This is a genomic window from Sporosarcina psychrophila (assembly GCF_001590685.1).
In the GTDB taxonomy this organism is placed as follows: Bacteria; Bacillota; Bacilli; order Bacillales_A; family Planococcaceae; genus Sporosarcina; species Sporosarcina psychrophila.
This window is the reverse complement of sequence record NZ_CP014616.1, coordinates 4,465,512-4,483,293: the sequence shown is the minus strand read 5'-3', so window position 1 is coordinate 4,483,293 and position 17,782 is coordinate 4,465,512. Positions and strand designations below refer to the sequence as shown.

The window sequence follows — 17,782 nt, the reverse complement described above, 5'->3', positions numbered from 1 at the left end:
CCTTATTTTTTTGTTCATGATAATATGCCCGAGTTACAGGATTTTAGTCGGAAAGTCTGCAAGAAGATTGTTCCAAACTGCGTTAGGTTAGACATTGAACATCCTGCTCTTTATAATTAGTAAGTATAGAATTACATTTTTTTGGAGGTTACTATGTTTAGAAGGAAAACAAATGCATATATTATTTTTATTGCTATTTTACTCGTTATTGCGGGTTGTGGAAACAAGGAGAAAGAAACTTCGAAAACAAAAGAAAACCGACTTGTCTATGCGTCGGAAACTGAATTTGAAGGGCTTAATCCGCTACTGGAAGAAACGAACCTGGATGCGCTATTATTCCGCGGTCTGATACGGTTCGATGAGAACAATGAGCCAACAATGGATATCGCTGAATCATATGAACTATCACCGGATAAGCTAACGTATACGTTTAAATTGAAAGAAGACATTACGTTTCACGACGGCGAACCACTTACTGCTGACGATGTGATTTTCACAATTGAGAGCATACTAGACGATAATAATGCTTCGTTTTTGAAGTCGGATTTCACGGAAGTGGATTCGGTGACAAAAATTGACGACTACAAACTTGAATTGAAACTTAAACGCCCATTCACGCCGATGCTTGATAAGTTAACGGCTCCAATTTTGCCCAAGCATGCTTTTGAAGGCGTTGAGATGAGGACAGCTGAATTCAATAGTCATCCAATCGGCGCGGGTCCATATATGTTTGATAAGTGGGACCGTGGCAACAGTTTAACGTTAAAAGCCTATAATAATTTTCATGGAACAAAGCCTTCTATTGAAAAAGTGATTTTTAAATTCATTCCGGATAGTAATGTCCGTGCATTGCAACTCAAGTCTGGAGAAGTCGATATTGCACTACTCGACCCGGTCCAAGTTGAAGAGTTGGAAAAAGAAAAGAATATTAAAATTTACGATATTGAATCTGCGGATTACCGCGGTATCCTTTTCAATACGACCATTGACTTGTGGAAAGATGTTGACGTGAGGCGCGCATTTAGCTATGCGATTGATCGCGCTCAAATCGTCAAAGGTATTTTGAAAGGATACGGGACAGAAGCGTATTCACCACTTCAAAAACATGCATTTAACAATGAAAATGTAGAGAAGTATGCATACGACATTGAAAAAGCAAAAGAGCTTCTAGACGGAGCAGGCTGGAAAGAAGAAAAAGATGGTTTCCGTTATAAAAATGATGAAAAATTGGCGTTTACGATTACGGCACCTGTATCGGATACAGTACGCGTAAATATGGCGAACTATGCTGCCGAAGGATTCAAGAAAATTGGCGCTGATGTAAAAGTAGATGCGCTTGACTGGAGTGCCATTACAATCGAAGATGCAGAAGCATTCATGGTCGGGTGGGGTAGTCCGTACGATGCGGATCATCATACACATATTTTGTTCCATACGGATCAGTCGGTTTTGACGAGCTCTGGTTATAACTACGGTAGCTATTCGAATGCAAAAGTAGATGAGCTACTTGAAAAAGGCCGTTTTTCGACAGATGCTGAAGAACGCAAAGCAATTTATATGGAGTTTCAAGCTGAGCTTGCGAAGGACCCTGCATTTGCTTATATCGCGTACGAAGACGCGGTTTACGGGATTAATAAAAATCTAAGCGGTGTGAAAGAACGAATACTTGGCCATCATGGATCTGGTTTCCTCTGGAATGTTGAGGAGTGGACGTGGAATGACCGTTAAATGGATTGGGAAGCGAATGATGATGGGGATAATTGTCCTCCTCATCGTGAGCTTCCTCTCTTTTTTCATCATGCATGCAGCTCCCGGTGATCCGGCAGCGGCTTTTTACGGAGGGAATGCACAAACATTGAACGCGGCTGAAAAAGAACGAATCAGCCGTGTTTTTTCGCTTGACCGACCTGTCATTGCGCAGTATGGTACGTGGTTAGCGGAAACAGTGAAAGGGAATTTAGGTGTTTCGTATAAAGAAGGGCGGCCCGTATCGACAATTCTTATGGAACGGCTGCCAAATACATTACTTCTTTTCGGCGTGACGCTATTTTTTATTAGTATAGGTTCAATCTGGCTTGGAACGGCAGCGGGCATGAAGGCTGGATCTGTGTGGGATAAAGGATTATCGACAGTCAGTATTGTGACTTCTTCAATTCCAGCGTTTTGGCTTGGTATTTTATTTATTTCATTATTTGCAGTCAAACTCGGCATCCTTCCGTCATCTGGAACAGGAGATATCGGCGGTGAAGGTGGATTTTTGGATAAATTGCGTTATCTACTCATGCCTGCAACTGTTATCATTTTGACTCACGTTGGAATTTATGCACGCTTTCTCCAAGAAAGCATCAAAGTAGAAAGCCGTAACTATTATGTAACGGTAGCACGTGCCAATGGTGTCGCGGAGCAAGTCATTCGAAAAGGGATTTTGCGCAATGCATCTATTCCCTATTTGAATTATATCGGGATGACCATTCCTTCATTTGTTGGCGGGTCGATTATCGTAGAATCGCTCTTTTCATGGTCGGGACTTGGTCAACTAACCGTAAAAGCGGTGGTTACGAAAGATTTCCCATTGTTGATGGGTGGTATTTTACTAACGGGTTTAATCGTTGTCATAAGCCTTTTCGTTATTGACCTCATTACGTATTTATTGAATCCGAGGCTACGGAAAGGGGATGTGCGATAAATGAAATCAAAAAAAGCATTGATTTTTTGGTGCGTTGTCCTCGGCGTTATCATAATTCTAACTACTTTTGCAAGCTTCCTTTCATCGTATGAACCAAATGACATGAATCTCGATAAAGTATACGTCTCCCCTGGGGAAGGTCATCTGTTAGGAACTGATCATCTTGGACGCGATGTCTTTTCACGTCTTTTAGAGGGCGGTAAAGTAACGCTAACTGTTGCAAGTATTTCTGTACTAGTATCGCTTGTTATGGGTGTTCTATACGGCGGAATTAGCGGCTATATTGGTGGATTCGTCGATACTGTTATGATGCGGTTTTTAGAAGCGCTCATTACGATTCCTTCGCTAATTATTATTTTAGCGTTTCAAGCATTCATGCAAGGCGGAATGTGGAGTATGGCTCTCATTATTGGCGTTACAGGTTGGTTGGTTACCGCACGTATCGTTCGCTCTGAATTTATTCGATTGAAGGATGCGGAATTTGTGAAAATGGCGATAATGTTCGGAACACCGATGTGGAAAATTATCTTTAGTCATATGCTTCGCAATAGTATTCCGGCTATATTCGTTGTTACATTGTTTAACTTTGCAGGAGCTATATTCATTGAAGTGTCGCTTAGTTTTCTGGGGATTGGTGTACCACCAGCGATTCCATCATGGGGTAATATGTTGTACTATGCGCAAAATGATATCCTAATTGGGGCTTGGTGGATTGGATTGTTCCCAGGCATAATGATTTTCATTACAATACTTGCGATTAACTTTATCGGTGAAGCGTTGAAAGATCCGGAACGGAGGCGTTTAAATGCTTAGGGTACATCAATTGTCGATTGATATCGATGGTAAATCGATTGTGCGTAATAGTTCGTTTTCTGTTCCACTCGGAAAGATTACTTCCATTATTGGTGAAAGCGGCAGTGGGAAAAGTATGACGGTTTCCGCACTGCTCGGAATAGTACCAACAGGAGCGAAGGTAACTGGACAGGCTATATTTAACGATAAAAACTTGATTACGGTTTCGGATAGAGAAATGATGGAAATTAGAAAAAAACACCTATTTACAATTTTCCAAGATGCGGCGAACAGCTTTAATCCCTCTGTGAAGATGAGGCATCAACTTTTTGAGTTTTCAGGAAGAAAAACGGGCGATACAATTGAAGAATTTCGAGTGAAGATGGAGTGCATTTTGGATGATCTTGGCCTTGCATCGGAAATCATGGAACAGTATCCATTCGAATTATCGGGCGGTATGTTGCAACGATGTATGATTGCGTGTGCACTGTATATGGAACCGGCCCTTTTAATTGCAGATGAACCCACTTCTGCACTCGATATGGTACTACAAAAGGAATTCATTGGGCTGCTAAAGAGATTGAACGAGCGGCATGGAACAACAATTCTTCTTATAACGCACGACCTGGATATCGTTGCAGAGGCGGCACATGACATGGTTGTTATGCGTCATGGTGAAGTTATTGAAACTGGCAGTGTGGTGGAGGTATTTGATTGTCCTAAGCATCCTTACACGAAGCTTTTGTTGGATAGTAGGTTTTAAAGGAATGGAGGTGTGACGGTGTTAGTGATGGAAAGTGTATCAAAAAGGTATGGTAGTGGAACTAAAGCGAAAGAAGTCCTTCGTGCAATCAATCTCACAGTTGGAGAAGGTGAAATCGTTGGGCTTGTCGGGGAAAGTGGAAGCGGGAAAAGTACGCTGACACGTGTAATTATGCAACTTGAAGCGCCTGATGACGGAACAATTTTATTCAATGGTTCGCTCGTCACGAGGCAGTCCCGAAAAGCATTTTACAAAGGGTGCCAACTCATCTTTCAAAACGCATCGGCTGCCCTCAATCCATTATGGACTGTACGTGAAATCTTGATGGAACCGCTTCGTAATAAGAAAGGGGACCGGGATGCTCATATTCGACGCATGCTCGGCAAGGTAAAGTTAACGGAAGCTCATTTACATAGACGTCCTTCCGAACTGAGTGGTGGAGAAAGGCAACGTGTTAACTTGCTCAGATCAATTCTCGTGGAACCTAAACTACTCGTATGTGATGAAATCATTTCCAGTCTGGATCGATTGATTCAAAAAGAAATTATTGATTTACTAATAGAACTTAACCGTGAAACCGGCATGGCCTTACTTTTCATAGCGCATGATTTGCAAGCTGTTGCGTATATGTGTGACCGGCTATATGTGATGAATAACGGGGAGATTGTCGATGAAAGTGTGAAAGTGGAAGGTAGATTCGATTTTACACATCCGTATTCGGTAAGACTTTTTGGGGCGGAATTTAGGAGAGGATAAAGGGGGGGGACGGTGTAATTTCATTTTACTAAAGAAAGGTTCGGGAATAGATCACTCGGGCTTTTTTTGTATGAAGAAATAAACCCGTTGCTTCAATGGAAGCAACGGGTTCTGACAAGTATTACTTACTTTTATTCGTATCTAAAATGTTGAATATGATTTGTGCATGGTCTGTATTATCGAGTAACCCGGCAAAACGATCTTTAGATGGACCGAAAGCATACACAGGTACGTCTTCACCAGTATGTCCACCTGTTGTCCAACCTGTATAAGAACGCTTGTCAAAAATTGATTTGATTGCGTTATTGATATCACTCGCTTTTTCACCAGCAGTTTTAACAGATTCGATTTCAACTTCTGTCAGTGGTAATAACTCTTGATCAATATAGCTTTTTAAGGTTTTCTCGACATCAGCACCATTAGCAATTTCATCTGCCATGAAGGACGGTGTCCGTTTTGCGGCTTTGATTGTATCAGTGAGCCAGTTATAATTACCGTCTGCGCCTATAGAAAATCCACCTGTTGAATGGTCTGCAGTTGCTACGACTAGCGTATGCTTATCTTTTTTCGCAAATTCAATAGCTGCATTAAATGCTTTTTCGAAGTCTACCATTTCGCTCATTGCACCAACAATGTCATTATCGTGGCCAGCCCAGTCAATTTGGCTACCTTCAATCATAAGGAAGAAACCATTGTCATTTTTACTTAAGCGATCGATTGCTGTAGTAGTCATTTCTTCAAGTGAAGGGATATCATCTGGACGATCAATCATTTTGGGAAGACCGCCAGTAGCAAATAATCCAAGAATTTGATCATTAGTATCTTTTAACAGTTCATCTTTAGTGGTTACATAGCTAAATCCATCTTTTTTAAAGGATTCTGTAAGATTCACATCTGAGCGCTCAAAATTTGATTTCCCACCGCCTAGGAGGACATCAATTTTATGCTCACCATTGATTAATTCATTGTAATAATCATCGGCAATTGCATCCATATTTTTACGGTTTTCATTGTGAGCACCGAATGCAGCAGGCGTTGCATGAGTAATTTCTGAGGTAGCAATAAGTCCAGTCGATTTGCCTGTTTCTTTTGCAGCCTCTAAAACAGTTTTTACGTTAGATTTGTCGTTATCCACAGCAATTGCGGCGTTATATGTTTTTACACCTGCAGACATTGCAGTTGCAGCGGAAGCAGAATCTGTTATTGTTTGTTCAGGATCTTCTGGGTAAGTCATTTGCTGACCAACGAGGTAGTTGTCAAACGCTGTCTTCTCAACAATAGGTGTAGTAGGATCATCTTTCAAGTAACGATAAGCGGAAGTATAGGATACGCCCATTCCATCACCAATGAGGAAAATCACATTTTTGATTTCTGCATTGTTGTTTAGTTCTGCTTCATTTGCCTGGGCGCTTGGATTAGTGATTGCACCACTCCAACTTGCGACCAAAACAGTAGAAAGAACTGCGATGGGGATAACTTTTTTAAAGAACTGCTTTTTCATCAATGTAAAACCTCCTATTTAATCTACTATCAAATTTAACTATAAAGTGAAGTTGTTAATCTAACATGAAGGACATGTAAATTTGTGTTAATAGTTTGTAAAGAAATGAAAGGTTGTGCAATCGATCTTAAATGATGAGATAGGAATGTCCAGTGGCGTTGTAACAAAGGATCTAATATTTAATCTACAGAGGCAGTCGAGTATAGTTTTGCCTTTGAAGGACGGATGTTAAAAAGAAACAGTGTAATGGAAATCACCAACATCACAAATGTCCCTACAATGACAACATACTGAATAGAAATGAGTTGAGCTGCCACGCCAGCTATGGTCGTTGCAAGTATGATTAAAACAGCTTCAATTAATCCGTAAATACTTCCGACTCTCCCCATCACATCGACTGGGATATTGTTTTGGTAAAAGGTATGGAAGCCTGTATTCGCAAAGGCCAGAGAAAAGGAAAGAATGAAAAACCCAATAGCTGCCATGAAAAAGATGGTGGAAAAAGCGTAAACAATATAGCCGATAGAAACGAATAGGGAGCCTAAACCAATTAACAAAGAAGTCGATGATTTAGTGGCAATCATCGTATTAATAATTGCGCCCATTACGATCCCCGCTCCCGCTATGCTGACTAAAAAACTATATTCACTATCCGATAAAGAAAGGACCTCTTTAGCAAATGCCACTTCAAGTGAGTCAATAGCTGTAGCCATGACCATTACACAGCCAAAAAGAAAGTAAATGAACATGATATAGGCGTAGCGACGACTAAAATTCAACACAACAGTCCAATCTTGCTTCACTACTTCAAAAGATATTTTTTCATTTGTACTATTAAACTGTATGTGTTTTTCGAGGTTGGGCATCATCATAGTGACTAATCCTGATAATAATAAAGCAATGGCGTTCATGTAAATGGCAAAAATGGGTGTGCCGATGATAAATAACAATCCCGCTATAGCTGGCCCAATTAGAAAGCCTCCAGAATCGATTAAACTGCGTAATGAATTAAACCGTTTTCTATCCTTAGAGGGAATTAGTTTTGTAATATAAGTCATAGATGTCGGGTCAAATATAGAGCGTGCTATATTGATTAAAAAAACGACTAGATAGATCGACCAAAGAGAAGAAAGAAAAGATAAGGTAGCGATAAATACCGCACTAACCAGGTTAAGAGTGACCATTAAATTACGTTTATTTAACCGGTCTATGACGCTGCCTGACCAAAAATTTGTACATAACGTAGCCAAAGGTTTAAGGATATAAAGGACAGCCACTGCAAGCGGAGAACCTGTTTTCTCAAGGATAATCAAATTAAGCGCAATTAAATAAATCCAGGCGCCCACATTAGAAATGCCAATTCCAGCTAACAACATTAAAGGATATTTCCAAGATTCAACTACGTTCCCAAGCCTCATTTGATTTTCCTCCTCTATCATTCATTATTTGACAATAAAAAAATCCCACCCCCAAGACCTTAAGTCTTGAGGACGAGATTGTATCAATCGTGGTGCCACCCCAGTTTATTACGATGTTTCCATCGTAACCTTATCAGGTACGGCAAATAGATGCGTATACCCTGGCTCTATAACAGGAGCTCCTGTCACTCTATCCCCATTGCTGGTTCCGGAGTGATGCTCAGAGACTTGTTTCGATAACGCATTCTTACTCCTTTTCAGCAACCGGAGCTTTCTGCAAAGAATGAACGTTAGCTACTCTTCTCTTCGACGCATTTGATTTTTATAGATAATAGCACTCTTAGGATGAATTGTAAATAGAGAATTCAATCTTATTTGTTAATAAAATTAGGGGAAATATCGTAATTTAGGACTGATAATACGGGCTATATATGTTGAATTAAAGAATTTCATTGAATTTACTGTGGCGCTCAATAAGGAGAGAGTTTTATTTCGGGGTGTGGATTGTTGAACGCTTGGCGCTTTGGGGATGCCTTTGCCGCGCCTGCGCTAGGGTGTACATTATCGAGAGAAATGTGATTTTGGATGTATATGGCGAGATTGTAAGGTGATTACTAGTTGATACTACTTATAGTCAAGAAAGACGTACTCCAGTTTGCAGATTTCATCACCGCTAATGAAATGCGCTTTCTCACATAGACCATCCAGCGAAGGCGCGACTTCGTGGTAGCCGAAGCGATAAGCCACTGAAAAAGTTCTTTTTTATAGTAAGAACTAGTTGATTGTAGTGAAGAGCGGCGACTCCAGCGGGAACAGCGCGAGCTGAAGACCCCGCAGGAACGCAGTGACCAGGAGGCTGAAGCCGTGCCCGCGGAAAGCGTCCGCTCGGAACGGAAATCAACGGGATTGAAGAAAATTGTACTTTTTCAGTGCCCTGGCTTATCGCGGGAGGCATCCACAAAGCGTCGAAGCGGTATTAGTTGGAATCCTAAACCATTCCAAGTACAAGAGCTTTTTCAGTGGCCTCCCAAAAGCCCTTGTAAAGCGCATACGCCGTATTCATTTGTTCAACATATATAGATAATTTTGGACCCAGTTAACTAGGAACCATCCTCATACAATAAATGAACGCTCACTTTTGTATGGAGGTGATCTTATCAACCTTTGGATTGATATATCTACACGGAAACACCGATTAAAACTTTACGATGGTCATCACTTAATGAAAATATATCCGATTGCGGTAGGGAAAATGGTCACAGCGACGCCAATGGGGACATACAGAATTATAAACAAACAAAGCAATCCTGGTGGACCTTTCGGGGCTTTTTGGATGGGGTTATCAAAACCTCATTATGGGATACATGGCACAAATAATCCTTCATCTATTGGGAAAAGCGTGTCACATGGATGTATCCGAATGCATAATGAAGATGTTCTAGAATTAGCGTCTATGGTCTCGATTGGAACCACTGTTACTATTCATAAATGAAACACTTACTACCTTGTAATTTGTATGTTTCATATGATTGGTGGGAAAGTGAGTAGACTGCTAATATTACTGGCCAGATTAATATCGGAGTATCGAGATTACATTGAATCGTATTATATTTTAATAAAAAAAGCCAGCATCAAATACAATTCTAAATTGAGAGTTGTATTTAATGCAGGCTTTTTTGAGTTACCTATTAAATTTTCTTTTTCTCTGTTGATTCTTTATCGTCTGATTTAAACTCATCTGTGACATCGTCCATGATGTCTTTCGTTGAATTCTTAAATTCTTTCAGTGTTTGTCCAACAGCTTTGCCTAATTGAGGCAACTTGGATGGTCCGAATATGATTAAAGCAATCACTAGAATTATAATTAAACCGGGTACACCGATACTTGATGGCATGATTTGTTCCTCCTTTGAATTCATGTACATTTATTTGGGAATTGTACATGCTCACAGCTACTTGAATCAGTATAACATTCCTGATTACAAGAATGCTTCGATCTTAATCCTTCAACATCTTCTCTCGTCTTACTTCATTTGCACGCTTTTTTTTCAGTGACCAGCTTGATACCAGAATGCTGATCTCAAATAGTAGTAATAAAGGAATAATAATCAGAAAGTCGGAAATGAAATCAGGTGGTGTTATTGAAACTCCGACTACTACAAGCATGAAGTAAGCGATCTTTCTCATTTTTCTCAACTTTTCTGGTGTTACAATACCTAACTTCGTTAAAAACAGGATGACGACCGGCAATTCGAACACAATACCTATTGGAATGATTAAGTTAAACATGAACGTAAAGTATTGCTTCATCCCATATGTTTCAACTGCACCAATCGATTCATTGATATTTGACATGAAGTTCAACATTAAAGGGAAGAGGAGAAAATAACTAAAACTGACCCCCGCCAAAAACAATAAAAAAGAGGCCGGAATAAACATGACTGTTCCTTTTGATTCGTCTCTGGACATTCCCGGTTTTACAAATAACCACGTCTGGTACAATGCAATGGGTAATGTAATCAGAATAGCCAACAGTAAAGCGCATTTTACATAAATCATAAGCCCATCCGTATAGCCGAATACGTTCCATTCCACATGACGGGCTGTAGGTTGCATTTTGATGAACGTTAATATTTTAGGTGCAATACCGAAACCTATTGCTAGCGATATTATAAAAGTCACGGCTACAATAATTAGCCGCTTTCTGAGCTCCGTTAGATGTTCGACAAGAGTATATTCTTGTTCTAGTTTCATGCTTCTTACCACCCACTATCTTATAATGCTAAAAAGTAAATTCAGAAGATATAAACTTTCTTATTTACCAAAAATAATAGCTTTAATTCATACTAAATTGAAAAAATGTAGTAGAATTAAGAAAGGTAATCTAACTACCCTACACATTATACACATCAAAAATGAATTGTAAATAATAGGACGCTCAATAATTAAGAAGAGTAAATTCGGAAAATAATAACTTTCTCGGATGAAGGGAAAGATATTTCTAATCCATATCAATAAAGAAAAAAAAGTAGTAGAATTAAGAACGCATTGATTTGGACCACAACATACTATCCGTTACTAAATCGATTTACTAAATAATAGTACGTTTATTCACGGAATCGAAAGAAAGGAGAATGAAGGTGTCTCAGTATTACATTGAAGAGTTTAAAATCATCAGCCAGGTATTTTTACCAATCTTGTTAATCGGTGGATTGGCTACGTTTCTTATCGTTTTTAATGATGGTTATCCTTGGTATACATTCATCGGTGCCGCAATTGGCTTATCTATTATTATAGTTTCATGGACAGAAAAAAAGTATGCAATTTTCATAACATCCCTGTTGATGTGCGCAATTATCTATTCTGCTCTTTCTAGCCTTTACAACTAGAATGTTTTTGTTATTGTCTGATACTTAGCTAGCTAAATAATTAGATTATATTAATACAGTTAGAATTTGGAGGTTTTATCATGTCGAAGCAAGAAAAGAATTCATTTGTAGATAAACGTTCTTCAAGGCGTACGTTTTTAAAAAATTCAGGATTGACGGTAGGTGGTGTAGTACTGGGTGGCGCATTGGGGAGTTTGTTAGGGAACGAACCTAAAACACCTGCACCGGTAAAACAAGCACATACTCCTACTGCAAATCCGAACGTTGCATTAATATTCTTTACAACCGAACAATATCAATTAACACAAGCAGCAAGCGAACGGATTTTCCCAGAAGATGAAAATGGCCCAGGAGCAAAAGAATTAAATGCTGCCATCTATATTGACCATCAACTTGCGAGCCCATGGGGACTAAACGTGAAGGATTATCGCTTAGGGGCATTCCATACACCGGAACCAACACAAGGCGGACAAACAAAAATGCTTCGTAAAGACTTGTTCCCGGCAGGTTTACTAGCATTGAATACCTACAGTGTTAAACAATTTGAAAAGAAATTTACTGAATTGGAAATAGCGGAACAAGATGCTGTATTAACCGATTTTAGTGAAGGGAAAACGACTGTTTATAAAGGTGTTTCTTCCACTGAGTTCTTTAACTTATTACGTTCATTAACGATGGAAGGTGTGTATGCCGATCCATTATATGGCGGTAACAAAGAGATGCTTGGTTGGAAAATGAGGAAATATCCTGGCTCACGGATGACTTACCTCCAAGAAATTCAAAGTGAAAACTTCGTCGTACTAGAACCGCAAGGCTTAAACAGCCACATGGGACATTGATTATAGGAAGGAATGAATGACAACAATGAGTACAAAATTACCTAAAGTACCTGTCGTTATTGTAGGTATGGGCTGGGCTGGCGGTATTATTGCAGCCGAACTAACAAAAGCAGGAATTCAAGTCGTGGGACTAGAACGTGGAAAAGATCGATCAACTGCAGATTACTTAATGGGGCATGATGAACTGCGTTATCAACATCGGACGGAGCTAATGCAAGACTTATCGAAAGAAACGATTACACATCGTAATAATCTTGAGATGCGTGCACTTCCAATGCGTTATTATGGATCATTCATCGTTGGTGATGGAGTTGGTGGAGCGGGAAGTCACTGGAATGGTCAAACTTATCGTTTCCTTCCATATGACTTTGAAATCAAAACTTTAACAGAGAAAAGGTACGGTAAAGGGAAAATTAAATCGGATATGCCCATCCAAGACTGGGGTATAACATATGACGAAATAGAGCCTTATTACGATACATTTGAAAAAATGGCGGGTATTTCCGGCGAAACAGTGGAAGCTTACGGAAAACGTTCGAATCCATATCCGACAGGTCCAATGTTGAAAACTCCTGTTTTAAAAGTCTTCGAGGAGGCAACGAAAAAGTTAGGCTATACACCTTATATGGTTCCTTCTGGGAATTTGTCGGAGTTCTACGAAAATCCAGATGGTATTTCACGTGCGGCCTGTCAATATTGTGCTTATTGTGAGAACTTCGGTTGTGAGTATGGTGCGAAAGCGGATCCAGCCGTAACGGTTATTCCTGTTGCAAGAGAGACAGGAAAACTTGACCTACGCACACACTCAAATGTAGTACGTATTTTAAAAGATGGAAAAAAAGCAACAGGCGTTGTTTACGTGGATACGATTACTGGGGAAGAGTTTGAACAACCGGCAGATGTTGTAGTTGTTGCAAGTTATGTATTTAACAATGCACGACTTTTGCTCAATTCTGGTCTCGGACAACCTTATAATCCGAAAACTGGAAAAGGTTCAATCGGGAAAAACTATTGCTATCAAGTAAGTACTGGTTCTTCAATGGCATTCTTTGAAGATAAAGAATTCAATCTGTATGCAGGAGCAGGGGCATTAGGCATGGAGATTCCTGAATTTGTTGGCGATAACTTTGACCATTCGAACGAGAACTTTATTCATGGTGCTGGAATCCGTATGTTCCAATATGGTGCACGTCCAATTGCAAACAATGTTGTACCAAGCGGCACGCCTACTTGGGGGCCTGAATTCAAGAAACAATCGATCAAATATGCGAACAGCTACTTGAAGGTTGCTTCACAAGGTGCGAGTATGCCTCATCAAAATAACTATCTTGATCTTGACCCTGATTATAAAGATGCATACGGTATGCCGTTACTTCGCATGACATATGATTACACAGAACAAGATCGCGAATTGGTGAAATATATGTCGAAAGTGACACGTTCAGTAGCAGAAGCAATGGGGGCTGACATCATTGATACCGCTGATGAACAAGGTGAATTCAATGTAAACAAAGATACAAATACGCATAATACAGGCGGAGTAATTATGGGTGCTGACCGTGAAACTTCAGCCGTTAACTCGTACTTGCAAATGTGGGATGCCGAGAACGTTTTTGTGGCGGGGGCTTCTGCATTCCCTCATAACAGTTCTTTCAATCCAACTGGTACACTTGGCGCTCTATCATATAGAGCGGCAGAAGGAATTCAAAAGTTCCTAAAACAGGGCGGATCACTTGTATAGGTGACGGTCATCAAGATAATTGTTTGTAACAAGTACGATGATTATTATTGTTTCAAAAATTAATAAAACAGTCTTAAATCGGTTATTGATTTAAGGCTGTTTTTATTCACTTTAATCAAAGCCGTGAAATTCACCTAAATAAATATGGGAAATTTAATATTAAAGTTAAATTAAAAGAACCATCAAACTCAATATGATGAATGAGCCAATTTAGGGGGAAACTCTTAGATTGGTTTTTTTATTTTCAAATAATTCATTGACAGTGAGAATTGTTATCAGTAGAATGGAAACCACTGAGAATGATTATCATTATTAATTGGGAGTGTGGAAAATGAAGAAGGTATCATTACTTTTATTATCTGTACTGTTGTTACTCGTTTTAGCAGCATGTGGTACGGAGAATGGTAAAGCAGCAGTGAAAGAAGAGGAACCAAAAGATAAGGAGAAAAAAGAAGAGGTCACGTCAGCTATTGAAGTGACAGATGCATCGGGTGAAAATATAACGTTTGAAAGTGCTCCAGAATCTATTGCAGTTTTAAATTCAGGAGACTTAGATATTTTACTAGCATTAGGTGCTAATGTGACTGGCCGTCCAACGGCAAGTGGACCTGTTTCAAAAGAAGTAGAAAGTATTACGGAAATCGGTAATCCACATCAGCCAAACTTTGAGAAATTAGCGGAAGTTCATCCAACTGTTTTAGCCGCAGCAATGAGTTTCAAGCAACATGCTGAAAATATAGAACGACAAGGAACGAAGGTTATTTACACTAAAGCAAATTCAATCGCTGATATTCAAGAAACGATTCGTCTATATGGACAACTATTTCAAAAAGAAACAGAAGCTGAAAGTATGAATAAAACGATTACGGAAGAAGTAGAAAATAGCGAAAAAACCAATTCTGATCCAGTGAAAACACTATTGGTATATGGTGCGCCAGGTACGTATCTAGCGGCTCTTCCAAACTCTCTTACAGGTGATTTATTGGAAAAAGCGGGTGGAGAAAATATTGCATCCGATTTTCCACAAGAAGAGAATTATCCGCAGTATGCGAGTTTAAGTGTTGAAAAGATTATCGAAAGAAATCCAAAAGTTGTGATGCTGATTACACATGGCGATCCAGAAGGGGTAAAAGCGGCTTTTGAAAGTGAAATGGAAAAGAATGCAGCTTGGAAAAATCTTGATGCAGTAAAAAATGGCAATGTATTTATTTTACCTTCACATTTATTTGGTTCAAACCCAGGTACAAAAGTAGTAGAAGCACTTGAGTTGATGAAGGAAAATCTAGCGGCGGTTAAATAAAATGGAAGCGGTAGAAGTTCAAGTATCTAAAAATGTTCATCCACTCGCAAAAAAACGAACAATTGTAGTTATCTCTTTTAGTATCCTTCTTGTACTTGCGTGTACGGTAAGTTTAATGATTGGACCTGTTTCATTTACATTCAGTGAAGTTTGGGGTGGTCTTTTTCACTCAGATGATTCATTGGCTAGACGAATTATATGGGAGTTACGTTTCCCACGGGTTTTAATCGGAATGATTGTCGGAATGTGTCTCGCGGTATCTGGTGCTATTTTACAAGGCGTAATGAAAAATCCACTAGCTGATCCGGGAATTATAGGGGTGTCGTCTGGAGCTGGTCTCGCCGCAACGACTATTATGATTATCTTTCCGGCGTATATCCTATTCTTGCCTTTAGCGGCTTTTATAGGGGCTCTCATCACTGCGCTCATTATTTATGCATTCTCTTGGAAAGGTGGCACTTCACCTGTACGTATTATATTAGTCGGTGTAGCCATTAATGCCGTAATTGGTGCGTTCATGAGTGCACTCATGCTGTTATATAGTGACCGCGTGCAATCAGTTCTTCCATGGCTAGCCGGTGGCATTGGGGGCGTGGGGTGGATTCAATTCGAAATGATTATTTATTACGCTGTTGGAGCGCTTGTATTATCTTTGTTTGCAATCAGGCATATTCGCATTTTAAGACTTGGTGATGAAGTTGCAAAACTGCTTGGCCACAATGTTGAAAAAAGTCGTTTTTTCCTAATTGTTCTTAGTACACTTCTTGCGGGAATAGCTGTAAGTGTAGCCGGTTTAATAGGCTTTGTTGGGCTTGTTGTGCCACATATATTAAGAATTATGATTGGTGGAGATTATCGCTATTTACTGCCTGCATCCGCACTTGGCGGAGGGTTGCTCGTTGTATTGGCTGATACAGTTGCACGGAGTGCTTTTAATCCAATCGAGTTGCCAGTTGGGATTTTGTTGGCATTCTTAGGCGGCCCATTTTTCTTATATATGATTCAGAGAAGGAGGGACTCATTTGCTTCTAACTAAAGATGTCGCATTCGAACATTCTCCTTCCTTTCAGTTACAAGCGATTGACTTACACATAAAGGAAGGTGAAATCGTCAGCTTAATAGGTCCAAATGGGTCTGGTAAATCGACATTGCTCCGACTTGTTTCACGTCTTATAACTCCGAAAAGTGGTGAAGTAATCCTAGATGGACAAATGATTGGTTCAATGAAAAGTCTGGATGTCGCAAAAAAACTTGCCATGCTACCACAAATGCAAGATCATCAACTCGATTTGACGGTAGGCGAACTCATCGAATTTGGAAGGTATCCACATCGGGGGGCTTACGGTAAGTTGACAAAAGAAGATGATGAAATCGTTCAATGGGCGATGGAGGTTACCAGGTTAACTCGATTTAAAAACCGGACGTTACAATCACTTTCTGGTGGAGAAAGGCAACGGGCGTGGATTGCACTGGCTGTTGCCCAGCGCCCAAAGATTTTACTGTTAGATGAACCAACAACATTTCTTGATATATCACACCAATTAGAAGTGATGGAGCTTGTCGAAGAGTTAAATACAAAGTTTGGCATGACTGTTGTAATGGTCTTGCATGACATCAACCAAGCAGCACGTTATAGTGATCGCCTTGTCGTTTTAAAGGATGGGAAGGTTCAGTACGATGGTATTCCGCAATGCGTGTTATGTAGGGAAATGTTTCAATCTATTTTTGAAATAGATGCAGATATCTATAAGGACAACGGAAAACCATTTTTCACACCAATAAGGTTACGAAAGGAAGAAGTTATATGAGAAAAGGGCCACTTAGCAATGAGTTGGTAAGGGCGTTTATTATTGCTGCACATGGAGATTTTGAAGAGGTAAAGAGATTAGTAAAGCAAGAGCCAGCGCTTCTTCATTCCATTACGAACTGGGGAGGTGACGATTGGGAAAGTGGGCTTGGGGCAGCAGCCCATACAGGTAATCGTGAAATTGCAGAATGGCTACTCGAACGTGGTGCACGAATGGATATCTTCGCGGCAGCGATGCTTGGCGAACTAAGTATCGTGAAAGCAATTGTTGCTATACAGCCTAATGTCATTGCGGCTCCAGGTCCGCATGGTATTGCACTGCTTCGACATGCGCAAATGGGTGGAGAACCGGCACGGACTGTATATCAGTATCTAGAGTCTTTAACACTGAGGGAGGAAGTTGAATTATGATGAAAGCAGTAAATACAATCCGTATCAAAAAAGGAAACGTAGAAGAGGTTCTTGCACGTTTTCAAACACCGAAATCTGTTCATACATTTGAGGGATTTGTTTTAATGGAAGTATTGAAAAAAGAAAATAGTCCGGAATATGATGAGTTGAAAATCTGCACTACATGGGAAGAAAGAAAGTTTTTTGATGAATGGTTGGGTAGCAGAGCATCTCAAAAAACGCATGATAAGAAAAATGAACAAAAATCAGCGGATAATCCAATCATAAGTTCACAACTGACTACCTTTCAAGTGGCAATTCAGCACAAACCTGCAAAGCAGGAGGTTTGAATTTTAGTGGATGACGGTCACCAAGACAATTATGAAATAAACACAGTAAT

Annotated in this window: 18 protein-coding genes and 1 other annotated feature; of the genes, 14 read left to right on the top strand and 4 right to left on the bottom strand. The window is 39.8% G+C overall.

Features of this window, described 5'->3' with window-relative positions; all coding sequences use genetic code 11:
* Nucleotides 1-153 precede the first annotated feature (153 nt).
* From AZE41_RS20980 to AZE41_RS20960, 5 genes are read left to right on the top strand one after another with little or no spacing between them, the layout of a single operon-like run.
* Nucleotides 154-1,728, top strand: coding sequence for an ABC transporter substrate-binding protein (locus AZE41_RS20980; protein WP_067213623.1), 1,575 nt, complete (start codon nucleotides 154-156; stop codon nucleotides 1,726-1,728).
* Nucleotides 1,718-2,686: an ABC transporter permease gene (locus AZE41_RS20975; protein WP_067213622.1), complete on the top strand. Its 969-nt coding sequence runs from the start codon at nucleotides 1,718-1,720 to the stop codon at nucleotides 2,684-2,686. The genes AZE41_RS20980 and AZE41_RS20975 overlap by 11 nt, the downstream gene beginning before the upstream one ends.
* Nucleotides 2,687-3,499 carry an ABC transporter permease gene (locus tag AZE41_RS20970; protein ID WP_067213621.1) on the top strand — a complete coding sequence of 271 codons (813 nt, stop codon included), beginning with the start codon at nucleotides 2,687-2,689 and terminating at the stop codon, nucleotides 3,497-3,499.
* Nucleotides 3,492-4,241: an ATP-binding cassette domain-containing protein gene (locus tag AZE41_RS20965; RefSeq protein ID WP_067213620.1), complete on the top strand. Its 750-nt coding sequence runs from the start codon at nucleotides 3,492-3,494 to the stop codon at nucleotides 4,239-4,241. The genes AZE41_RS20970 and AZE41_RS20965 overlap by 8 nt, the downstream gene beginning before the upstream one ends.
* A gap of 27 nt (nucleotides 4,242-4,268) precedes the next feature.
* Nucleotides 4,269-4,997, top strand: a complete 729-nt coding sequence (locus AZE41_RS20960) for an ABC transporter ATP-binding protein (protein ID WP_067214103.1) — start codon at nucleotides 4,269-4,271, stop codon at nucleotides 4,995-4,997.
* Nucleotides 4,998-5,118: 121 nt separating this feature from the next.
* Here AZE41_RS20960 and AZE41_RS20955 read toward each other — a convergent pair whose 3' ends face one another.
* Together AZE41_RS20955 and AZE41_RS20950 are read right to left on the bottom strand one after the other, a co-directional pair.
* Nucleotides 5,119-6,498, bottom strand: coding sequence for an alkaline phosphatase (locus tag AZE41_RS20955; protein ID WP_067213619.1), 1,380 nt, complete (start codon nucleotides 6,496-6,498; stop codon nucleotides 5,119-5,121).
* A 179-nt stretch (nucleotides 6,499-6,677) separates the two neighbouring features.
* Complete coding sequence (locus tag AZE41_RS20950; protein ID WP_067213618.1) at nucleotides 6,678-7,916, bottom strand: MFS transporter; 1,239 nt, start codon at nucleotides 7,914-7,916, stop codon at nucleotides 6,678-6,680.
* Nucleotides 7,917-7,981: 65 nt separating this feature from the next.
* Nucleotides 7,982-8,235: a binding site (T-box leader), on the bottom strand.
* A gap of 837 nt (nucleotides 8,236-9,072) precedes the next feature.
* Here AZE41_RS20950 and AZE41_RS20940 point away from each other — a divergent pair.
* Nucleotides 9,073-9,408 carry a L,D-transpeptidase gene (locus AZE41_RS20940; protein ID WP_067214102.1) on the top strand — a complete coding sequence of 112 codons (336 nt, stop codon included), beginning with the start codon at nucleotides 9,073-9,075 and terminating at the stop codon, nucleotides 9,406-9,408.
* 196 nt (nucleotides 9,409-9,604) lie between these two features.
* On the opposite strand, the gene tatA is transcribed toward AZE41_RS20940, so the two are convergent.
* A complete protein-coding gene (tatA, locus tag AZE41_RS20935) occupies nucleotides 9,605-9,811 on the bottom strand; it encodes a twin-arginine translocase TatA/TatE family subunit (protein WP_067213616.1) in 207 nt (68 codons plus the stop codon).
* A gap of 103 nt (nucleotides 9,812-9,914) precedes the next feature.
* Entirely contained in the window at nucleotides 9,915-10,670 is a 756-nt protein-coding gene (gene tatC, locus AZE41_RS20930) for a twin-arginine translocase subunit TatC (RefSeq protein WP_067213615.1), read from the bottom strand.
* 386 nt (nucleotides 10,671-11,056) lie between these two features.
* Between tatC and AZE41_RS20925 the strand changes: the two genes are divergently transcribed.
* From AZE41_RS20925 to AZE41_RS20890, 8 genes are all read left to right on the top strand, one after another.
* A complete protein-coding gene (locus tag AZE41_RS20925) occupies nucleotides 11,057-11,305 on the top strand; it encodes a hypothetical protein (protein ID WP_067213614.1) in 249 nt (82 codons plus the stop codon).
* Nucleotides 11,306-11,385: 80 nt separating this feature from the next.
* Nucleotides 11,386-12,144, top strand: coding sequence for a gluconate 2-dehydrogenase subunit 3 family protein (locus tag AZE41_RS20920; RefSeq protein ID WP_067213613.1), 759 nt, complete (start codon nucleotides 11,386-11,388; stop codon nucleotides 12,142-12,144).
* Nucleotides 12,145-12,169: 25 nt separating this feature from the next.
* The gene (locus tag AZE41_RS20915) at nucleotides 12,170-13,885 is read left to right on the top strand and encodes a GMC family oxidoreductase (RefSeq protein ID WP_067214101.1); all 1,716 of its coding nucleotides are present in this window, start codon (nucleotides 12,170-12,172) and stop codon (nucleotides 13,883-13,885) included.
* Nucleotides 13,886-14,216: 331 nt separating this feature from the next.
* On the top strand, nucleotides 14,217-15,185 hold the full coding sequence (locus AZE41_RS20910) for an ABC transporter substrate-binding protein (protein WP_067213612.1): 969 nt from the start codon (nucleotides 14,217-14,219) through the stop codon (nucleotides 15,183-15,185).
* 1 nt (nucleotide 15,186) lies between these two features.
* On the top strand, nucleotides 15,187-16,221 hold the full coding sequence (locus AZE41_RS20905; RefSeq protein ID WP_067213611.1) for a FecCD family ABC transporter permease: 1,035 nt from the start codon (nucleotides 15,187-15,189) through the stop codon (nucleotides 16,219-16,221).
* Nucleotides 16,208-16,993 (top strand): ABC transporter ATP-binding protein, encoded by a 786-nt coding sequence (locus AZE41_RS20900; protein ID WP_067213610.1) that lies wholly within the window; start codon nucleotides 16,208-16,210, stop codon nucleotides 16,991-16,993. The genes AZE41_RS20905 and AZE41_RS20900 overlap by 14 nt, the downstream gene beginning before the upstream one ends.
* Nucleotides 16,990-17,403 carry an ankyrin repeat domain-containing protein gene (locus tag AZE41_RS20895; protein WP_067213609.1) on the top strand — a complete coding sequence of 138 codons (414 nt, stop codon included), beginning with the start codon at nucleotides 16,990-16,992 and terminating at the stop codon, nucleotides 17,401-17,403. Before AZE41_RS20900 ends, AZE41_RS20895 begins: the two co-directional genes overlap by 4 nt.
* Nucleotides 17,400-17,732, top strand: coding sequence for an antibiotic biosynthesis monooxygenase (locus tag AZE41_RS20890; protein WP_067213608.1), 333 nt, complete (start codon nucleotides 17,400-17,402; stop codon nucleotides 17,730-17,732). Before AZE41_RS20895 ends, AZE41_RS20890 begins: the two co-directional genes overlap by 4 nt.
* The last annotated feature ends 50 nt before the right edge of the window (nucleotides 17,733-17,782 follow it).

Excerpts from the sequence above, each read along its gene's own strand:
- AZE41_RS20980 (WP_067213623.1), top strand. The coding sequence starts at position 154 with ATGTTTAGAAGGAAAACAAATGCATATATTATTTTTATTGCTATTTTA.
- AZE41_RS20975 (WP_067213622.1), top strand. The coding sequence starts at position 1,718 with ATGACCGTTAAATGGATTGGGAAGCGAATGATGATGGGGATAATTGTC.
- AZE41_RS20970 (WP_067213621.1), top strand. The coding sequence starts at position 2,687 with ATGAAATCAAAAAAAGCATTGATTTTTTGGTGCGTTGTCCTCGGCGTT.
- AZE41_RS20965 (WP_067213620.1), top strand. The coding sequence starts at position 3,492 with ATGCTTAGGGTACATCAATTGTCGATTGATATCGATGGTAAATCGATT.
- AZE41_RS20960 (WP_067214103.1), top strand. The coding sequence starts at position 4,269 with ATGGAAAGTGTATCAAAAAGGTATGGTAGTGGAACTAAAGCGAAAGAA.
- AZE41_RS20955 (WP_067213619.1), bottom strand. The coding sequence starts at position 6,498 with ATGAAAAAGCAGTTCTTTAAAAAAGTTATCCCCATCGCAGTTCTTTCT.
- AZE41_RS20950 (WP_067213618.1), bottom strand. The coding sequence starts at position 7,916 with ATGAGGCTTGGGAACGTAGTTGAATCTTGGAAATATCCTTTAATGTTG.
- tatA (WP_067213616.1), bottom strand. The coding sequence starts at position 9,811 with ATGCCATCAAGTATCGGTGTACCCGGTTTAATTATAATTCTAGTGATT.
- tatC (WP_067213615.1), bottom strand. The coding sequence starts at position 10,670 with ATGAAACTAGAACAAGAATATACTCTTGTCGAACATCTAACGGAGCTC.
- AZE41_RS20920 (WP_067213613.1), top strand. The coding sequence starts at position 11,386 with ATGTCGAAGCAAGAAAAGAATTCATTTGTAGATAAACGTTCTTCAAGG.
- AZE41_RS20915 (WP_067214101.1), top strand. The coding sequence starts at position 12,170 with ATGAGTACAAAATTACCTAAAGTACCTGTCGTTATTGTAGGTATGGGC.
- AZE41_RS20910 (WP_067213612.1), top strand. The coding sequence starts at position 14,217 with ATGAAGAAGGTATCATTACTTTTATTATCTGTACTGTTGTTACTCGTT.
- AZE41_RS20905 (WP_067213611.1), top strand. The coding sequence starts at position 15,187 with ATGGAAGCGGTAGAAGTTCAAGTATCTAAAAATGTTCATCCACTCGCA.
- AZE41_RS20895 (WP_067213609.1), top strand. The coding sequence starts at position 16,990 with ATGAGAAAAGGGCCACTTAGCAATGAGTTGGTAAGGGCGTTTATTATT.
- AZE41_RS20890 (WP_067213608.1), top strand. The coding sequence starts at position 17,400 with ATGATGAAAGCAGTAAATACAATCCGTATCAAAAAAGGAAACGTAGAA.